This window comes from Mycobacterium persicum, from assembly GCF_002086675.1.
Taxonomy (GTDB): domain Bacteria; phylum Actinomycetota; class Actinomycetes; order Mycobacteriales; family Mycobacteriaceae; genus Mycobacterium; species Mycobacterium persicum.
Map to the genome: position 1 here is coordinate 1 of NZ_MVIF01000116.1, position 17,278 is coordinate 17,278.

Below are 17,278 nucleotides of genomic sequence, written 5' to 3' on the forward strand. Positions count from 1 at the left end.
GTGGCGGGGGGGTCCAACGGCTTCTCGAGGAAGCTGCGGATGCATCCGGAGTCATCGGCGTCAATGCAGCCGAACGCGCTGGCACCGGAACGCGGGACCCGGATGCCGGCCACCGTAGCGCCGGCACCGCTGTCGATGTGGAACCGGACCATCTGTTCCGGATCCATCCGGTACACGTGATCGGCCCCGAAAACCACCAAGTAGTCGGGATCTTCGTCGTAGATGAGATTGAGCGACTGGTAGATCGCGTCGGCGGAGCCGGTGTACCAGCGCGGACCCAGACGCTGCTGCGCCGGCACCGGGGTGATGTACTCACCGGCCAAACCCGACAACCGCCAGTTCTGCGAAATGTGACGGTCCAGCGAATGTGACTTGTATTGGGTGAGAACGCAGATCCTCAGGTATCGCGCATTGACGAGATTGGAAAGCACGAAATCGATCAACCGGTAAGCGCCCCCGAAGGGAACCGCGGGTTTGGCCCGGTCCGCCGTCAACGGGTAAAGCCGCTTGCCCTCACCGCCGGCCAAAACGACGCCCAGCACGTGTGGCGCTTCCCTCATGGCCTCAAACCTATCGGCACCTGCGAACCGCTGCCAGGGGCATCCCGTCTAGCCGCCGTTGTGACGGGCTGCTGGCCAAGATAATTGGCGGGTCCGTCCGGCTCCTCAGCTGCCCGCAATGCGGGCCGCCTCGTCGCCGACACCACCCATCCGTCCGGCTCCTCAGCTGCCCGCAATGCGGGCCGCCTCGTCGCCGAACTACGGTGCTGCGTATGCGGGTAGCGATGATGACTCGGGAATACCCACCGGAGGTCTACGGCGGCGCCGGGGTACATGTCACCGAACTGGTATCCCAACTGCGGCGTTTGTGTGCAGTCGACGTGCATTGCATGGGCGCACCTCGCCCGGGAGCCATTACACATCAGCCCGACCCGCGGCTGCGCAACGCCAACGCCGCACTGTCGACCCTGTCCGCGGACCTGGTGATGGCCAACGCCGCGAGTGCGGCCACCGTCGTGCATTCACATACCTGGTACACCGGTCTGGCGGGCCATTTGGCCGCGCTGCTTTACGACATCCCGCATGTGTTGACCGCACACTCGCTCGAGCCGATGCGGCCGTGGAAGGCCGAGCAGCTAGGCGGCGGCTACCAGGTCTCGTCATGGGTGGAGAACACCGCGGTGCTCGCCGCAGACGCCGTGATCGCCGTCAGCGCCGGTATGCGCGACGACCTACTGCGCATCTATCCGACGCTGGACCCGGGTGTGGTGCATGTGATCCGCAACGGGATCGACACCGACGTGTGGTACCCGGCCGGACCGGTGCGCACCGGGTCGGTACTGGCAGAACTCGGAGTCGATCCAAACCGGCCGATTGTGGCGTTCGTCGGCCGGATCACCCGGCAAAAAGGCGTTCCGCATTTGCTGGCGGCGGCCCACCAGTTCAGCCCAGATATTCAGCTGGTGCTGTGTGCAGGGGCTCCCGACACCCCCGGGATCGCCGATGAGGTGCGGTCCGCGGTGGCCCAACTAGCCCGTACCCGCACCGGCGTGTTCTGGGTGCGCGACATCCTCCCGATCGGGAAACTACGCGAAATACTCTCTGCTGCAATGGTTTTCGTATGCGCTTCGGTGTACGAGCCGTTGGGTATCGTCAACCTGGAGGCAATGGCCTGCGCAACCGCGGTAGTGGCCTCCGACGTTGGAGGAGTGCCTGAGGTGGTCGCCGACGGGGTCACCGGGTCCCTGGTGCATTACAACCCCGATGACCCGGGCGGTTATGAAGCAAGGTTGGCCGAAGCGGTCAATGCGCTCGTCGCCGACCCTGCCACAGCGAAGGGTTACGGACAGGCCGGACGTCAGCGCTGCATCGAAGAGTTCTCCTGGGCGCACATCGCCGGGCAGACGCTGGACATCTACCGGAAGGTCTGCCAGTGACGCACCACCCGCCCCGGAGCTGATTCAGCTGGTAACGCTCTTTAGTTCGTCACCGAGTGCCGCGGCCTCGTCGGGTGTCAGCTCCACGACGAGACGGCCGCCACCCTCGAGTGGTACCCGCATCACGATGCCGCGCCCCTCTTTGGTTGCTTCCAGAGGACCGTCGCCGGTCCGGGGCTTCATCGCCGCCATCGAGTGCTCCCTCCAGATTCGAGCTGGCCCGCGCTCGCGGACCTGGTCGGCGCCGAGCATGCCCCGTAAGTGGATTCCCAGCCGTACCCGACATTGAACTGCCAAATCACCACTCCATTGTTCCCTATTCCGGTTCACCAGGTGCACAAGACCCGGTTCTGTGGCCGCGCAGGGCTGTCAAACCCGCTTGCCGGTCCCCGGCGGGATTTTGCCCGCCCGGGCTCAGCGGATGCCTGCAACACCTCTGAGACGAGGACTTTTGCCGCCCACAATCGCCCGGCGGCGCGCCGCACTCACCGGGGAGGCACCCAGCACGTGCGGACGTGATCGTCCACCATCCCGGTGGCCTGCATCAGCGCGTAGGCCGTGGTGGGCCCAACGAAGCGAAACCCACGCCGTTTCAGTTCGCGCGCCATGGCCGTGGATTCCGCAGTGGCTGAAGGGATTTCGGATAGGGTTGCCGGCCGCCGCTTGGGCGGCGGGGCGAACGACCACAGCAGGTCCGACAGGCCCTGCGCTGACCCGAGCTCGGCAGCAGCCCGCGCGTTGGCGATCGTCGCCTCGATCTTGGCGCGGTTGCGCACAATCGCCGCGTCTGCCAGCAATCGCTGCACATCCGTGTCGGCGTAGCCGGCGACCACCTCGATGTCGAACCCGGAAAACGCGCGCCGAAAGTTCTCCCGTTTCCTCAAGATGGTCAACCACGACAGGCCGCTTTGGAAGGCCTCCAAGCTCATCCGCTCGAACAATGCCGCCCCGCCGTACAGGGGGCGACCCCACTCCTGGTCGTGGTAGTTGCGGTAAAGCTCGGCGTCCGGCCCGGCGCGAACCACCGCCCAGCCGCAACGCACCACGCCGTCGTCGCTCACGTCGGGTTGGGACGGTCGTACGCGACGGCGTCCACGTCAGCTGCCTCGGCGCTCGGCAGCCGGGCCTCGGCTGCACCGTCGGCCGATCCGTGGACGGCCGCCAGCTGGCCGCGCAACGCATCCAACTCGCGGCCGAGCCGGTCCAGCACCCAGTCGACCTCGCTGGTCTTGTAGCCGCGCAGCACCTGCGTGAACTTGACCGCCTCGACGTCGGCCGCGGTGATGCCGGACGCGGGCAGCACCGTCGCCGTCGTCGCCCGCGGCAGCGGCGGCAACTGCTCGCCGCGCCCGAACAGCAGGCTTGCCGCGCCGAACAACACGACTGCCACCAGGACCAGCACCACCAGGTACAGCAATACCAATGCCACGTCGTCGATCTTGCCCTAAGCGGCCGACAATCCAGAGTTCAGCGGGGTCTCAGCACTTTCATCGGCGGCCGGTCGGCCAGCGAGACCGGCCAGGTGTGCTCGGTATAGCCGTCGCCGACGGCGAAGAACTGGGTCAACCCAACCCCGGAATCGGGGATTCCGCACCGAGACAGCAAGGTAGCGATGACCTGGCGGCTCATCGCGCCCAGCTCGGCCAGCGGCCGGTTGCGGTGGGCCCGCACGCCAAGGTTGACCTGTGCGATCGCGTCCAGGCCCAGCCGGTCGAAAGTGTCGACCAACAGACCGATCTCCACGCCGTAGCCGGGGGCGAACGGCAAGGACGTCAACAGCTCCCGGCTGGCCGCGTACTCGCCGCCCAGCGGCTGCAGCACGCCGCCCAGCTCGGGCCGCAGCGCCGCCAACAGCGGTCGCGCCACCAGCTCGGTGACCCGACCGCCACCGGTGGCTCCCGCACTGCCGCCGGCATCGCTGACGGTGAGCGGACGCCGGTAAAAGCTTTTGACCAGGTGAATACCGTCGCGGGTGAGCAGCGGGCCGACCAGCCACGGAACGAACATCGGGTGCGGGTTGACCAGGTCGGAGTCGACGAACACCACGATGTCGCCCCTGGTGGCGGCCAGCGAGCGCCACAGCGCCTCCCCCTTGCCCGGGCGCGTCGGAACCTCGGGCAGCGCCTGTTCGCGGCTGACGACGCGGGCGCCAGCGGCGATGGCACGGATCTCGGTGTCGTCGGTGGAGCCGGAATCCAGCACGATCAGTTCGTCGACCAGGCCTGACGAGCCGTGGACCAGCGGTGAGATGCTGTCGATCACCGACTCGATGGTTTCTTCCTCGTTGAGCGCCGGCAGCACCACCGAGATCGTCCGCCCCGCCTTGGCCGCCACCAGTTCGCCGATCGTCCAGCGGGGACGGTTCCAGCTGCGGTCCGACAACCAGGTGTCACCGGGTTTCGCCGCCAGGACCGCGTCATGAGTGAGGTCGCCTGCCACCAATTCCGATGCCGTCATGCGAGTCCCCTCACCGTCCGCATCGGAGGTCGCGTCCCCTGGATGGAGGCCACCATCTCCAGCACCCGCCTGGTGGCCGCGACCTGGTGCACCCGAAACATGCGCGCTCCGGCAGCCGCTGCCAACGCGGTGGCTGCCAGCGTTCCCTCGAGGCGTTGGGTCACGTCCACCCCCAGAGTCTCCCCGATAAAGTCCTTGTTGCTCAAAGCCATGAGCACCGGCCACCCGGTCTTAACAAGATCGTCCACGTGGCGCAACAGCATCAGCCCGTGGAAGGTGTTCTTCCCGAAGTCGTGTGCCGGGTCGATCAGCACCCGATCGCGGGCTACTCCCGCTGCGACCGCTCGCTCGGCCGCGGCGGTGACCTCACGAATGACGTCGTCCACGACACCGCGGGCGCTCGTACCGTAACTCACCCGGAACGGACGGGTGCGCGGCAGCGCTCCCCCGGTATGGGCACACACCAGGCCCGCGCCGAATTCGGCTGCCACCTCGGATATCGCGGGGTCTACACCCCCCCAGGTGTCGTTGATCAGATCGGCGCCGGCCGCACAGGCCAGCCGGGCCACCTCCGAGCGCCAGGTGTCGACACTGATCAGCTGGTTCGGGTACGCGTCACGCAGCCACTCGACGAAGGGCAGCAGCCGGGCGATCTCGGTGTCGGCGTCGACGTCTCGTCCGGGACCGGCTTTGACGCCACCGACATCGATGACGTCGGCCCCCTCCTCGATGGCCCGGTGGGCGGCTTCTCTGGCGGCTCCGTCGCTGAAGGTCGCACCCTTGTCGTAGAACGAATCCGGGGTGCGGTTGACGATCGCCATGATCAGCGGACGATCCGCGGCAACTGGGCGGCCGCACAGCGTTGACTGCACGTCTACATAGTGCCCGACCATCGAGCCTGCGCTCAGCGCTACTCGACGGCGCTGGCAAGCGCACTGTGGGCAGTTTCGACGCCGTCAACGCAGGCTCGACGAGCGCCGCTACGCCCGGGGGCGTTTGCCGGCCGCCACTTCGTCGGGGTACTCGGCGTAGTACGGCACATATCCCTCGGCGCGGCCGGCAAGTACGTACAGCGGGTCGTCCACGTCGGCGCCGTAGGCCTGCTGGCGCAGTTCCACTTTGCGGCTCTTGAAGGTCGTGGTGTGTGCCATCGACTCGACCACCCGCACGAACAGCGGCAGGGCATAACCCGGCAGCTGACCATAGACGGCCCGGGCCAGCGACTGCCCGTCGAACTCGGCACCGTCGCGCAGCTTGATCGCGGCCATGCCGGCGCGGCCGCCGGTGTTGGGCACCTCCACGCCGTAGACCGTGCACTCCTCGACCGCGGGGTCGGCCGACAGCGCCGCTTCCACCTGCGTGGTGGCAACATTTTCGCCCTTCCACCGGAAGGTGTCGCCGAGCCGGTCGACGAACGCCGCGTGCCCCATGCCCTGCGGACTCATCACGTCGCCGGTGTTGAACCAGCAGTCGCCGTCACGAAAAGCGTTGCGCACCAACTTCTTTTCGCTGGCCGCCGGGTCGGTGTAGCCGTCGAAAGGCTGCAGTCGGTTGACCGGGCTGAGCAACAGGCCCGGCTCGCCGGGAGGCACCCGGCGTACCCGGCCGCTCTCGTCGCGCAGCGGGGCTCCGGTGTCCGGGTCGTATTCCACATAGGCCAGCGGCATCGGCGAAACACCGGTGGTCCGGGGCACGTTGAAGATGTTGATGAAAGCGGAGTTCCCCTCGCTGGCAGCGTAGAACTCGCAGACGCGGCCAATGCCGAACCGCTCGGTGAACTCGTCCCAGATCTCCGGCCGCAGGCCGTTGCCGGTGATCACGCGCACCCGGTGCGCGCGGTCGGTCGATTTGGCCGGCTGGTTGAGCAGATAACGGCAGATCTCGCCGATGTAGATGAACGAGGTGGCGCCGCTGGCGATCACCTCGTCCCAGAACCGCGATGCCGAAAACGATGCGCCCAGCGCCAACGTCGCCCCGGAATTGATCACCGACGACACCGCCACCGTCAGCGCGTTGTTGTGGTACAGCGGCAGACAGCTGTACAGCGTGTCGGAACTCTTCAGCCGCAGCCCCATGCCGCCGAACACCGCCAGCGCCCGCAACCACCGGTGGTGAGTCATCACGCTGGCTTTGGGGAAGCCGGTGGTGCCCGAGGTGAAAATGTAGAACGCCGTGTCCTTGGCTCGCACCGCCGCTGCCGAAGCCGGGTTGTGGGCGGGCGCGGTGGCGGCGAAGCGCTCCAGGTCGTCGACGGTCACCACCTCGCCGGCGGGGCCGCCGCTTTCGCTGACGGCGCTGACCAGGTCCGACTCGGCGAGCAACAGCTTGGCGTCCAACAAGCCCAGGCTGTGGGCGAGCACCTCGCCGCGCTGATGGTAGTTGAGCATGCCGGCGACGGCGCCACACTTGACGACGGCCAGCATCGCCAGCACCGTGTTGGGCGAGTTGCGCAGCATGATCCCGACCACGTCGCCGGGCCCGACGCCTCGGGCGGCCAGCACCGCGGCGTACCGGTTGGCGATCGCGTTGGCCTCGCGATAGGTCAACTGCTGTTCGCCGAACTTCACGAAGACCCGCTCCCCGAAGCGGGCGGCCCGATCCTGGAAAACGCTCCCGATCGATGCCTTGGACGTCGGCCGGGCCAGCAAACCGGTCACCGCCCCCCGCACGATCGACGGGGTGTCGGCCAGCACTCCGGGCACCCGGGCTGCGACGTCGGTGAGCTTGACCCGTGCGCGCGCGCCACCCTGGTGATCGGACACGTTCTCCCTCGATTCGCTTCTGAGAAATGACCGGCGCGACGCCCATGCCCGGTCATACGGGTGCGCACAACTCCAGCGCCGCGCCCACCTTATCGACCACCATCAGCCGCTCCATTGCTACCTGCGCGATGTAACCGGTGTCGACCAATCCGGCCAGCCACGCCAGCAGACCGTCGTAGTGTCCCCACGGGTCGAGGATCACGATCGGTTTGCGGTGCATACCCAGATAGCCGGTAGTCCAGGCATCGAGAAGCTCATCCAACGTCCCTAAGCCACCCGGGAGCACGATGAATCCATCGGCGCGTTCCTCCATGATGTGCTTACGTTCCCGCATGGTGTCGGTGACGATCAGCTCGTTGGCCGCGTCAGCGTCGGACAGTTCGCGGCGGATCAGCAACTTGGGAATCACGCCGACGGTCCGGCCGCCCCGCGCGTGCGCCGCCCCGGCGACAGCGCCCATGGCCGAAAGGTTGCCGCCGCCCCAGACCAGGGTCCAGCCGGAGTCGGCGATCGCCTCTCCGAGCTCCGCGGCGAGTTCGAGCAATTCCGGGTGCGTCGGTCCGGCCGCGCAGTAGACACATACCGCCCACTCGCGTTCGGTTGAGTCGAGTCTTGGGCACATATACCGAAACGTAGACCAACGCCGGCTCGGGGGCGGCGGAACGCAGCCAGAATTGGGCCACCATTGCGCCAGTTCATATCGAGCGCCATAAGATTCCAGCGGTGCCCATTCGATGGAACGTCCCGCAACATGCGGCCGCGCTGGAGCGGCTGGACGTTTCCCTGGGTGACGCATCGGCTACCGGGGGGGCCGTCGTGCTCGGACCCGATGGCGTCGGCAAATCCACCTTGGCCCGGTTAGCTGCCGAAGAATTCTGCCGCCGGCACCCGACCACCCTCATCCGCTGGGTCATCGGCACCCCGACCGAACGCGGGGTGCCGTTCGGCGCCTTCGGCCATCTGGTGAACATCGCCGAGCTCGGCAAGCCGGCCGCCTTACTGCGGGCCGCCCGGGGATCGCTGAGCGGCGACGATCAGCAACGCAATTTGCTGCTCATCGTCGACGACGCCCACAACCTGGACATCCTGTCGACCACCCTGGTGTACCAGTTGGCGCTGACCGGCACCGCCCGGATGATCGTCACCGCCCGCGGCGCGGGTGTCACCGCCGCGCCCGAGGCCATCACTGCGCTGTGGACCGACGGTTTGCTGGACCGGATCGACATCGAGCCGCCGGGCGGAGCGACCGAACCGGCCGAGGTCGACGAATTCATCGCCGAACTGCCCGCCGCGGCGCGGTCGGTGCTGGATTACCTCGCCATCGCGGAACCCTTGTCGCTCGCGGCCTTGACCTACCTCGCCGGTGACGGCGCCGTGCAGCAAGCGGAGGAGCTGGGAGCGGTGGAAACCCGGGTACTCGGCGGACACGCCGAGGACCCGGTTGTCTACACGGCGCACCCGCTGTTCGCCGAACGCGCGCGTGCGGCGCTGGGCCACGACGGGGCGCGACGACTCCGAACCGACATAGTCGCGCTGCTATCGCGGCGTCCGACCGAACACCTCAGCGACCGGCTGCGGCTGGCGTCGCTCGCACTGGACAGCGAAGCCGCGCAGCCGGTGACCGAGGTCGTCGACGCCGCGCAGCAGGCGCTGCGACTGGGCGACGTGCGGCTTGCCGAGCGGTTGGCCCGAGCGGCGCTGGATCGGCAGGCCGGCCTCGACGCGCGACTGGTGCTAGCCCAGGCGCTGAGCTGGCAGGGACGGGGCCGGGAAGCCGCCGCGGTGCTGGCGGCAGTGGATCCTGACGGCCTGTCCGAGGCGGAGCTGAGGGCGTGGGCGGTACCGCGGGCGGCCAACCAGTTCTGGATGCTCGGCGAGCCGGAGCGGGCCACGGCGTTCCTGCAGACGACCCGAAACCGGATCACCGAGCCCACCGCGCAGGCCGAGCTGGACGCGTTGACGGCGACATTCGCCATGAACGCCGGCAACCTGCCGCGGGCCATCACGCTGGCCGGCAAGGTGTTGTCCCAACCGTCCCCCGGCGACACGGCCGTGGCCTGGGCGGCCAGCGCGGCCGCGCTGTCCTCGGCTCGGATGGGTCGCTTCCGCGACGTCGAGCCACTGGCCCAACGGGCGTCGGCCGCCGAGCATCCCGGGCTGCTGCGGTTCACCGTGGGCCTGGCTCAGATCACCTCGCTACTGATGGCGGGTGATATCGCCCGCGCTCAGGCGCTGGCCCAGCAATTCACCGACTTTGCCGAGCTGCAGCAGCCCGGTCGGGCCATCGGTGAGGTGCTGCTGGGACACGTGCTGCTCACCAAGGGCGAATTCGGTGCTGCGGCATCGCTATTGGAGCCCGCTGCCGCCGCACTGGAACGCAGCGGCTATTCCTGGGGTCCGCTGTCGCTGATGCTACTGGCCACCGCCATCGCGCAGCAGGGCCGCATCGCCGAGTCCGCGAAAGCGCTGCGGCGCGCCGAAACCCGACACGGTACCAAATCAGCGTTGTTCGCACCCGAACTCATGCTGGCCCGCGCGTGGACCAAAGCGGCCGCCCGGGACAAGGCCGGCGCCATCGCCGATGCCCGCGAGGCGGCCCGGACCGCCGAGCGTGGCGGGCAGTCGACGGTGGCACTTCGGGCCTGGCATGATGCGGTTCGCCTCGGCGATATCCGGGCGGTAGTCCCGGTGACCCGACTGGCCGCCGAAATCAACTGCCCGGTAGGCGATCTCGTGGCCAAACAGGCCCGCGCGCTCGCCGATGGCGACGCCGCCGCGCTGACCGCGGTGGCCGAAGAGCTCGCCGCGATCGGGATGGCCGCCGCGGCTTCCGACGCAGCAGCAGCCGCGGTGGCGAGCCAGTCGGGCTCGGTGTGACTCTCGGCCCCGAGCGGCGTCGGCTCCAGTTAGTCACCCGCTGGCGCACCGCGCCAGCGGGTGACTAACGGCTCGCGTGGTGAGAACTGGGGTACAGTCCGCAATTTCGTGAAACCAGGCGGTAAGCGCCGACTTCGGCACCACTTCGGCCGACCGACCAACCCGCGACGGGCGAACGCCACCGATGGAAGGGGCGCCGAGTTAGCCGCCCCATTTTGCGGCTTCAGCCTGGTCCCGGGCCATCATCGCCATCGTGTTGGATTCGTGGGTACTTGCCATGGACTGATACGAGCGCACCAGATCCTCCAGAGCCTGGTTCCACCGCGCCTGCCACGCCTGGTAGGTCACGCCGGTATCACCCTGCCAGGCATTCGACAGCGCGGCCTGCTCGCCGGCGATATCAGCACCCATACTCTGCAGCGTTCCCGCATATCCCGACATATCACCGGCATGAGCCATCATCGCCGGGTAATTGTACAAAATTTGTGACATCACAAATCCCTTCTCAAGCTACTAGTGGTCGACTCAGGCACCGGTGTACGTCGATGCGGCAGCCGCATCGGCGGCGACATATGTGCCCGCGGCGTCGCTCAAATTAGCCTGTGCAATATCGAGCAACGTATTGACCCTACTGGCCGCCTCCATATAGCGGGCATGAGCGCCTTGAAATGCCAGCGCGGATTCACCCTGGTGAAATGCCTGTGCCGACATCGCCGACTGCTCAGCTTGGCTAATCGTGTGCCGCATCAAACCCGCCTTCGCCGCAAATGCCGACTGCGACGATACCAACTGCGGAATATGGGCGTCCAACAAACTCATACATTTCCTTTCGATTCGGTTCCTGCATACTTCGCCATTAGATCGCCGGGCCGAGACAGATCCTCACGCCGCCGCCACTGCTAAATTCATGTCCCAGGTCGCCGGCACCATTGGCATCCCGGCGCTATCACCGAATTCACCACCCATGGTGGCCAACCCTGACGCACGAGGAGCCGCCGACGCGGGAGCGGTGCCGGCGAACCCCATCGGTCCAGCTCCGCTATCCGAAATCCCGAGGTCGGGCGGGAACGGCTCACCCTTGTTGGGCGTGAAAAGCTCACCGTTGTTGAGGGTAACCCCCTGCCCATCGGCGGGCGTCACGAACTCACCCTTATTGGGTGTAAACACCTCGGTCTTGTCAGCTGGCACGATTTCGCCGTAATCCGGCGCAGCCGGGCCATCGACGGTCTCGGAAGTGTCATCGCTCAGCCGATCGATGGAATTGACATACGCAGGGATCCCGATTCCCAAGCCGGTCGCGAGCGGTACCGCGATAGCGGCGCCAACTCCTGCCAGCACTGCACCGCCGGCACCGAGCGGAATAACAATTCCCGCGGCGATCAGGGCGACCGCAATAATTTCCGGATAGAGGGCCAATAGCGTGATGATAGCTTCCGCTATCGCTTGTGCCGCCACCACAATGGCCTCGGCCAATACCCCCAGAACCGTAGCAAGGAATTCTCCCAGCAACAAGGCCCCAACGTAGAGCACCTCACCCACCACTTCCAGAATGCTTGCCAGCCCCTGAAAAAACGCCGTCAAGATCTCCTGGAACACGAGCAGGGCCTCTTGCACCCACATCCAGAGTTCGCTGAGGAAAGTTTCGAGTATTTCCGCTGCCACCAGCAGCGCCTCTTGCACCCACATCCACAATTCGTTGACGAACGTCGTCAGCACTTCTTCTAACAGGGTCGCGAACTTTTGCAGCCAGGCTAGGATTTCCAGCCACCACGGCGGTTCCGGCGGAGGAATCGGAGGTATATCGCCGAGGTGTCCGATTCCGGGGTCCTTGACCACCACTGGCGGCGGCGCGGTGTGGGGTACTGCGGCCAGGGCGGCGCCCGAAACTGTCGCATAGGTTCCCATTGCCGCGGCAGCCTGGATCCACATGCGCACATAGTCGGCGTCATTAAGGGCGATCGGGATGGTGTTGATTCCGAAGAAGTTGGTTGCGACCAACACTCCGTGAAGGATGTGGTTGGCCTGCAACTCGGCCAACGTCGGCATCGCCGCCACCGCGCTGACGTACCCGGCCGCCGCGAGTTCGAGTTGGGCCGCAGATTTCTGGCTGGCGACGCTGGCCTGGGTCAGCCACGCCAGATAAGGGAAATGTGCAGCCACATAGCTCTCGGCGCTGGGCCCCTGCCACGCCCCGGCCTGCACAGCAGCCAACTCAGCAGCCAGATCGGCTGCGACCGAACTATATTCGGCATCCAGCGAGTTCCATGCGGTCGCGGCCGCCAACAATGGGCCCGGCCCCGGCCCGCTGGCCAGCAATGCCGAATGCACCTCCGGCGGCGAAGCCATCCAGACCGGAGCCGTCATCACAGACCACTCGAAACGACGTAAGATGCCGCCGCGGCAGCATCACCAACCGCGTAACTAACACCAGACTCAGCAACACTGACCCCCGAACGGCCAAGCTCTTCAACTCCCTCGGCGGCGACCGCAACATGCTCGCCGCCCACCGCGCTGAACCCGGCCGCGGTCTCCAGCGACACCGGGTCCGCCGCCGGCGGTACCACCGCCGTGATCGCGGGTATCGCGGCAGCCTGCGCAGCAGCCAGCCGAGCCGTCAGCGCGTCCACCGCTGCACTTGCCGCCGTTAAACCCTCAGGAACCACTCGCAACATCAACCGCAACTCCTCAAGTAATCGACGAATCCGCTGAGCACCAGAGCGCGCATGCTCACAAACGTTGGGGCAAAACGCTTTTGAAGGACTGAGTGCACAAGCCCCGCGCCTGAAGAATTGTTCACCAGCTGCACGCGAGATTGACAGAGCTAAACCGTCCCGATCCACCCCCCAGCTTGTGGCAGAGCGCTCAGGCTGGTGGACGACGGCGACACCGGGTTGTGCGAAACGCCCATGCGGATGACTCGAGCAGTGGGCACAGTGCACCATTCGGACCGTTGACGGCGGGCAGTTAATAACCTCGGTTCACTAACCCGAGATCGCCCGCCGCCGGACGTGCCGGGGATCGAGCCAGCGGCTAGCCGCTCAGGTAGCGCCGCAACATGTCGACGGCCACCGTGATCTGGGCGGCCGGAACCCGCTCGTCGCGCCGGTGCGCCAGGTTGGGATCACCGGGACCGTAGTTGACCGCGGGGATGCCCAGCGCCGCAAAGCGCGACACATCGGTCCACCCATACTTCGCCCGGACCTGCCCACCGGCGGCTTCGACCAGTGCGTTAGCGGCCGGCTCCGACAGCCCGGGTAGGGCACCCGGCGCAGCGTCGGCCTGCTCGATCTGCACCCCGAGCCCGTCGAACACCTCGTGGACATGTTGCAGGGCCGCGGCCACCGACCGGTCAGGCGCGAAGCGGTAGTTCACCGTGACCGACGCGCGATCGGGAATCACGTTGCCGGCCACGCCACCGTCGACGCGCACCGCCGACAATCCCTCGCGGTAGATGCAACCGTCGATGTCGACACTGCGGGCCTGGTATCGCGCCAGCCGGTCCAGGACCGCGCCCAGTTTGTGAATTGCGTTGTCGCCCAACCAGGGACGCGCCGAATGGGCGCGGGTTCCGGTAGCGCTGATCACGACGCGCAGCGTGCCCTGGCAGCCGGCCTCGATATAGCCGGCGGTCGGCTCGCCGAGGATCGCCACGTCGGCCGACAACCAGTCCCGCAGCTCGCTTTCGATGCGGCCCAAACCGTTTGCCGCAGCCTCGATTTCCTCGCAGTCGTAGAACACCAGTGTCAGGTCGTGCACCGGATCGGCCACCGTGGCGGCCACATGGAGGAAAACCGCGTCGCCGGACTTCATGTCTGCGGCGCCGCAACCATACAGGTCGCCATTCTCGAGCCGGCTGGGCAGGTTGCCGGCAGGCGGCACGGTGTCGAGGTGTCCGGCCAACAGCACCCGTGACGGCCGGTCGCGGCTGGTGCGCGCCAGTACGGCGTTGCCGTTGCGAATGATCTCGAAGCCGGTTGTCTGGGCCCGCAGCGCGGCCTCCACCTCGTCGGCGATGCGGGCCTCGTCGCGAGACTCGCTGGGGATATCGACCAGGGCCGCGGTCAATGCGATTGGATCCCCGCGCAAGTCCAGCACGCTCCCAGCCTAGAGCGCCGAGCAGACACACAATCGCACTCCCCACGTGCCCGGGATGCGATTCGGTGTCTGCTCGCGCCAGCAAGTAGCGTGTCGAGGCGTGACTGGAGCAGCAGGCATCGGCCTGGCGACCCTCGCCGCCGACGGATCGGTCCTCGACACCTGGTTCCCCGCACCGGAGCTGACGGAATCGGATAGCAGCGGAACCTCCCGGCTGGCGCTGTCCGACATTCCCCCCGAGCTGGTCGCGCTGGTCGGCCGCGACGACGACCGCGGCACCGAAGTCGTCGCGGTCCGCACCGTCATCGGCTCGCTGGACAAGGTCGCCGCCGACGCTTACGACGCCTACCTTCGACTCCATCTGCTGTCGCACCGATTGGTGGCGCCGCACGGGCTGAACGCCAGCGGCTTGTTCGGCGTGTTGACCAATGTGGTGTGGACCAATCGCGGACCATGCGCCATCGAGGGCTTCGAAGCGGTGCGGGCGCGGCTGCGCCGCCACGGACCGGTCACGGTCTACGGCGTCGACAAGTTCCCGAGGATGGTCGACTACGTCCTGCCCACCGGGGTGCGCATCGCCGACGCCGACCGGGTGCGGCTGGGCGCCCACCTGGCGCCGGGCACCACCGTGATGCACGAGGGCTTCGTCAACTACAACGCCGGAACCCTGGGCGCCTCAATGGTCGAGGGCCGCATCTCGGCGGGCGTGGTAGTGGGCGACGGCTCCGACATCGGCGGCGGGGCGTCGATCATGGGGACCCTGTCCGGCGGTGGCACTGAGGTCATTTCGATCGGCCGACGCTGCCTGCTCGGCGCCAACGCCGGGCTGGGCATCTCCTTGGGCGACGACTGCGTCGTCGAGGCCGGTCTCTACCTCACCGCCGGCACCAAGGTCACCTTGGCGGACGGCGCCGCGGTCAAGGCGCGCGAACTTTCCGGCCACAGCAACCTGATGTTCCGCCGCAATTCGGTGACCGGGGCCGTCGAGGTGGTGGCCCGCGACCGAGAAGGCATCACACTCAACGAGGATCTACACGCCAACTAACCCTCAAATAGGCGAGCCGAACGCGATGCCTGTCGTTTCCGGAAGCAGATAGGTGGAAAGCAGGCTGACCGCCACCAGGGCGGCCATCATCACGCCGACCGCCCAGCTGCCGTAGACGGCCACCAGGGTGCCGGCGACCAACGGCGGCGCCGCCCCCCCGGCGATGCCGGCGAGGTTGATCGACAAGGCGGTGCCGGTGTAGCGGTAGCGGGTGGCGAACAGTTCGGGGATCAGTGCGACGACAGGTCCGAAACCAGCCGCCGCGACGGCGTATATGCCCAGGATGGCGACCGCGAACCAGGTGCGATCGCCGGAATCGATCAGCGGCATCGCCAACAGCGACCACGGGAGACCCGCTGCCCACCCGATCAGCATGAGGCGCCGGCGCCCGAACCGGTCGCACAGCGCCGCCGTCGTCGACACCAACACGATGCAGGTCAGCCCGCCCAGCACCCCGACCAGCAGGATGAAGTCGCGGGAGTAGCCCAGCCGGGTTTGCGCGTAAGAGGGAAGATAGGTGCTGGCCAGATACAGGTCGCCGAAGACCGCGAGCACACAGCCCGCGGCCAGGACCAGTTCACGGCGCTGCCGGCGCAGGACTTCCGCTAACGGAGCGGGGCTACCGGTTGCTTTCCCAGCGTCAGTCCTGGCCATCTCGGTGGCGAAGACCGGGGTCTCGCTGATCTTCAAGCGCACAAACAAGGCGATGACGACCAGCACCGCGCTCAGCACGAACGGGATACGCCAGCCCCAATGCAGGAAAGCGGAGCTGTCTGCTCCGACGGTGTAGTTCACGACCAAGAAGGTGAGGCCGCTGAGCACCAGTGCGATGCCGCCGCCGATCGCGGTGAACATCCCGTAATAGCCGCGTTTGTGCGCGGGCGCCGACTCGGCACTCAACAGCGCCGATCCGGCCCATTCACCGCCGGCGGCGAAACCTTGCAGCAGGCGCAGCAGTATCAGGATCAGTGGGGCCAGCACCCCGATGGTGGCCGTCGCAGGAACAACGCCGACGGTGACCGTCGCCACGGCCATGATCAGCAACGTCGCGACCAGCGTCTTCTTACGGCCCAGTCGGTCCCCGAAATGTCCGAAAACCGCCGCACCGAGCGGTCGCGACAGAAACGCCGTGGCGAATGTCCCCATCGAGGCGACGGTGGCCATCGTAGGGCCGAGACCGGGGTAGAACACCGAGGGAAACACCAGCGCGGCCGCGGTGCCATAGATGTAGAAGTCGTAGTACTCGACCGCCGAGCCGACGACGCAGGCCAGCGCCACCCTTCCCATCGGCGTTGCCAGTTGGCGGGGCTCCCCTGTCCCGACGCTGGCCACTGCGCTGCTGGCCGTCTCCGCGGTTCCATACACGGCGATGACGATAAGCCACCATGTCGACCGGATTCCGTTCCAACGCCGTGAATTTACTGCCAACATGCTGAGCAATACCGAAGCATGCCGATGGTCACAAGCGCGCGGATCGGTACCGCGCCTGACGAAACCCGTTGTGCCCCAGGCTGAGCCTCGTTCGCTGTGCGACGATCATCACATTAAGCAACCATAGTTGACAATATGAGCGCGTGGGCCTACCGTCAAATTGTCAACCATGTATGACAGCCGGGCGCCGAGGTGAGCTCGATGACACGGCAACGGGTTGCCAGCAGACCCGGTTCATTCAGCGTCGACAACGCGGGCTTTTCGAGCCGAACAGCCTCATACCGAACCGAAGGGAGTTCGACATGTCAACCATTCGCACCTTGTCGGCGGGTGTCCTCTGCGCCCTTGGCCTTTCGCTCGCGGGGACGTTCGCCGGACCCGCAATAGCGTCGGCCGCCCCGGGGCAGCCTGGCGCGGGTCCGATGCATCCGGGCGGCGCTCCGATGAACTCAGTCGCGGGCCCGCTGCACCCGGGCCGGGGGCCGATGAACCCCGAGTCGGGTCCGATGCGCCCGGGCATGGCTCCGATGCACCCGGTGCCGCCGCCAACCCACCCGATCTACCACTACACCGATGACTTGACCCACCCGGTTTGGTCGGTCACCCATCCGTTCTGGGCACTCGTCCCCTGATCAACCCGCTGCTTTGCCCCCGGCACACGGGGGGAGGGGGATG

At 66.9% G+C, this 17,278-nt stretch carries 18 protein-coding genes; 4 read left to right on the forward strand and 14 right to left on the reverse strand.

The window, feature by feature from the left end; all coding sequences use genetic code 11:
* The coding region (locus BST40_RS24310; RefSeq protein ID WP_158084031.1) for a sugar phosphate nucleotidyltransferase at nt 1-560 on the reverse strand (560 nt) is incomplete at its 3' end.
* A 212-nt stretch (nt 561-772) separates the two neighbouring features.
* On the opposite strand from BST40_RS24310, the gene glgA reads away from it, so the two are divergent.
* A complete protein-coding gene (gene glgA, locus BST40_RS24315) occupies nt 773-1,936 on the forward strand; it encodes a glycogen synthase (protein ID WP_075545576.1) in 1,164 nt (387 codons plus the stop codon).
* A 24-nt stretch (nt 1,937-1,960) separates the two neighbouring features.
* Here glgA and BST40_RS24320 read toward each other — a convergent pair whose 3' ends face one another.
* From BST40_RS24320 to BST40_RS24350, 7 genes are all read right to left on the reverse strand, one after another.
* A complete protein-coding gene (locus tag BST40_RS24320) occupies nt 1,961-2,128 on the reverse strand; it encodes a DUF3117 domain-containing protein (protein WP_011211259.1) in 168 nt (55 codons plus the stop codon).
* A 293-nt stretch (nt 2,129-2,421) separates the two neighbouring features.
* The gene (locus BST40_RS24325; protein ID WP_083155970.1) at nt 2,422-2,997 is read right to left on the reverse strand and encodes a DNA-3-methyladenine glycosylase I; all 576 of its coding nucleotides are present in this window, start codon (nt 2,995-2,997) and stop codon (nt 2,422-2,424) included.
* On the reverse strand, nt 2,994-3,365 hold the full coding sequence (locus tag BST40_RS24330) for a DivIVA domain-containing protein (protein ID WP_083155972.1): 372 nt from the start codon (nt 3,363-3,365) through the stop codon (nt 2,994-2,996). The genes BST40_RS24325 and BST40_RS24330 overlap by 4 nt, the downstream gene beginning before the upstream one ends.
* A 38-nt stretch (nt 3,366-3,403) precedes the next feature.
* Nucleotides 3,404-4,393 (reverse strand): glucosyl-3-phosphoglycerate synthase, encoded by a 990-nt coding sequence (locus BST40_RS24335; protein WP_075545579.1) that lies wholly within the window; start codon nt 4,391-4,393, stop codon nt 3,404-3,406.
* Nucleotides 4,390-5,286, reverse strand: a complete 897-nt coding sequence (folP, locus tag BST40_RS24340) for a dihydropteroate synthase (protein WP_371687251.1) — start codon at nt 5,284-5,286, stop codon at nt 4,390-4,392. The genes BST40_RS24335 and folP overlap by 4 nt, the downstream gene beginning before the upstream one ends.
* An 87-nt stretch (nt 5,287-5,373) precedes the next feature.
* On the reverse strand, nt 5,374-7,155 hold the full coding sequence (fadD6, locus tag BST40_RS24345) for a long-chain-acyl-CoA synthetase FadD6 (RefSeq protein WP_075545580.1): 1,782 nt from the start codon (nt 7,153-7,155) through the stop codon (nt 5,374-5,376).
* Between the two features lie 52 nt (nt 7,156-7,207).
* A complete protein-coding gene (locus BST40_RS24350; RefSeq protein ID WP_075545581.1) occupies nt 7,208-7,777 on the reverse strand; it encodes a TIGR00730 family Rossman fold protein in 570 nt (189 codons plus the stop codon).
* 101 nt (nt 7,778-7,878) lie between these two features.
* On the opposite strand from BST40_RS24350, the gene BST40_RS31220 reads away from it, so the two are divergent.
* Nucleotides 7,879-10,032, forward strand: a complete 2,154-nt coding sequence (locus tag BST40_RS31220) for an AAA family ATPase (RefSeq protein ID WP_075545582.1) — start codon at nt 7,879-7,881, stop codon at nt 10,030-10,032.
* 201 nt (nt 10,033-10,233) lie between these two features.
* Here BST40_RS31220 and BST40_RS24360 read toward each other — a convergent pair whose 3' ends face one another.
* The 5 genes from BST40_RS24360 to dapE all read right to left on the reverse strand — a co-directional run bounded on the left by BST40_RS24360 (nt 10,234) and on the right by dapE (nt 14,127).
* Nucleotides 10,234-10,524, reverse strand: coding sequence for a WXG100 family type VII secretion target (locus tag BST40_RS24360; protein ID WP_075545583.1), 291 nt, complete (start codon nt 10,522-10,524; stop codon nt 10,234-10,236).
* A 33-nt stretch (nt 10,525-10,557) separates the two neighbouring features.
* Complete coding sequence (gene esxG, locus BST40_RS24365) at nt 10,558-10,851, reverse strand: type VII secretion system protein EsxG (RefSeq protein WP_075545584.1); 294 nt, start codon at nt 10,849-10,851, stop codon at nt 10,558-10,560.
* Nucleotides 10,852-10,914: 63 nt separating this feature from the next.
* Nucleotides 10,915-12,396, reverse strand: coding sequence for a PPE family protein (locus BST40_RS24370; protein WP_075545585.1), 1,482 nt, complete (start codon nt 12,394-12,396; stop codon nt 10,915-10,917).
* Nucleotides 12,396-12,707, reverse strand: a complete 312-nt coding sequence (locus BST40_RS24375) for a PE family protein (protein WP_083155976.1) — start codon at nt 12,705-12,707, stop codon at nt 12,396-12,398. Before BST40_RS24375 ends, BST40_RS24370 begins: the two co-directional genes overlap by 1 nt.
* Before the next feature lie 355 nt (nt 12,708-13,062).
* Nucleotides 13,063-14,127, reverse strand: a complete 1,065-nt coding sequence (gene dapE, locus BST40_RS24380) for a succinyl-diaminopimelate desuccinylase (RefSeq protein WP_075545586.1) — start codon at nt 14,125-14,127, stop codon at nt 13,063-13,065.
* A 55-nt stretch (nt 14,128-14,182) separates the two neighbouring features.
* On the opposite strand from dapE, the gene dapD reads away from it, so the two are divergent.
* The gene (gene dapD / locus BST40_RS24385; protein ID WP_089025298.1) at nt 14,183-15,172 is read left to right on the forward strand and encodes a 2,3,4,5-tetrahydropyridine-2,6-dicarboxylate N-succinyltransferase; all 990 of its coding nucleotides are present in this window, start codon (nt 14,183-14,185) and stop codon (nt 15,170-15,172) included.
* A gap of 3 nt (nt 15,173-15,175) precedes the next feature.
* Here the strand turns inward: dapD and BST40_RS24390 are convergent, their stop codons facing one another.
* Nucleotides 15,176-16,459 carry an MFS transporter gene (locus BST40_RS24390; protein WP_083155974.1) on the reverse strand — a complete coding sequence of 428 codons (1,284 nt, stop codon included), beginning with the start codon at nt 16,457-16,459 and terminating at the stop codon, nt 15,176-15,178.
* A 446-nt stretch (nt 16,460-16,905) separates the two neighbouring features.
* On the opposite strand from BST40_RS24390, the gene BST40_RS29655 reads away from it, so the two are divergent.
* The gene (locus tag BST40_RS29655; protein ID WP_131808251.1) at nt 16,906-17,235 is read left to right on the forward strand and encodes a hypothetical protein; all 330 of its coding nucleotides are present in this window, start codon (nt 16,906-16,908) and stop codon (nt 17,233-17,235) included.
* Nucleotides 17,236-17,278 lie beyond the last annotated feature (43 nt).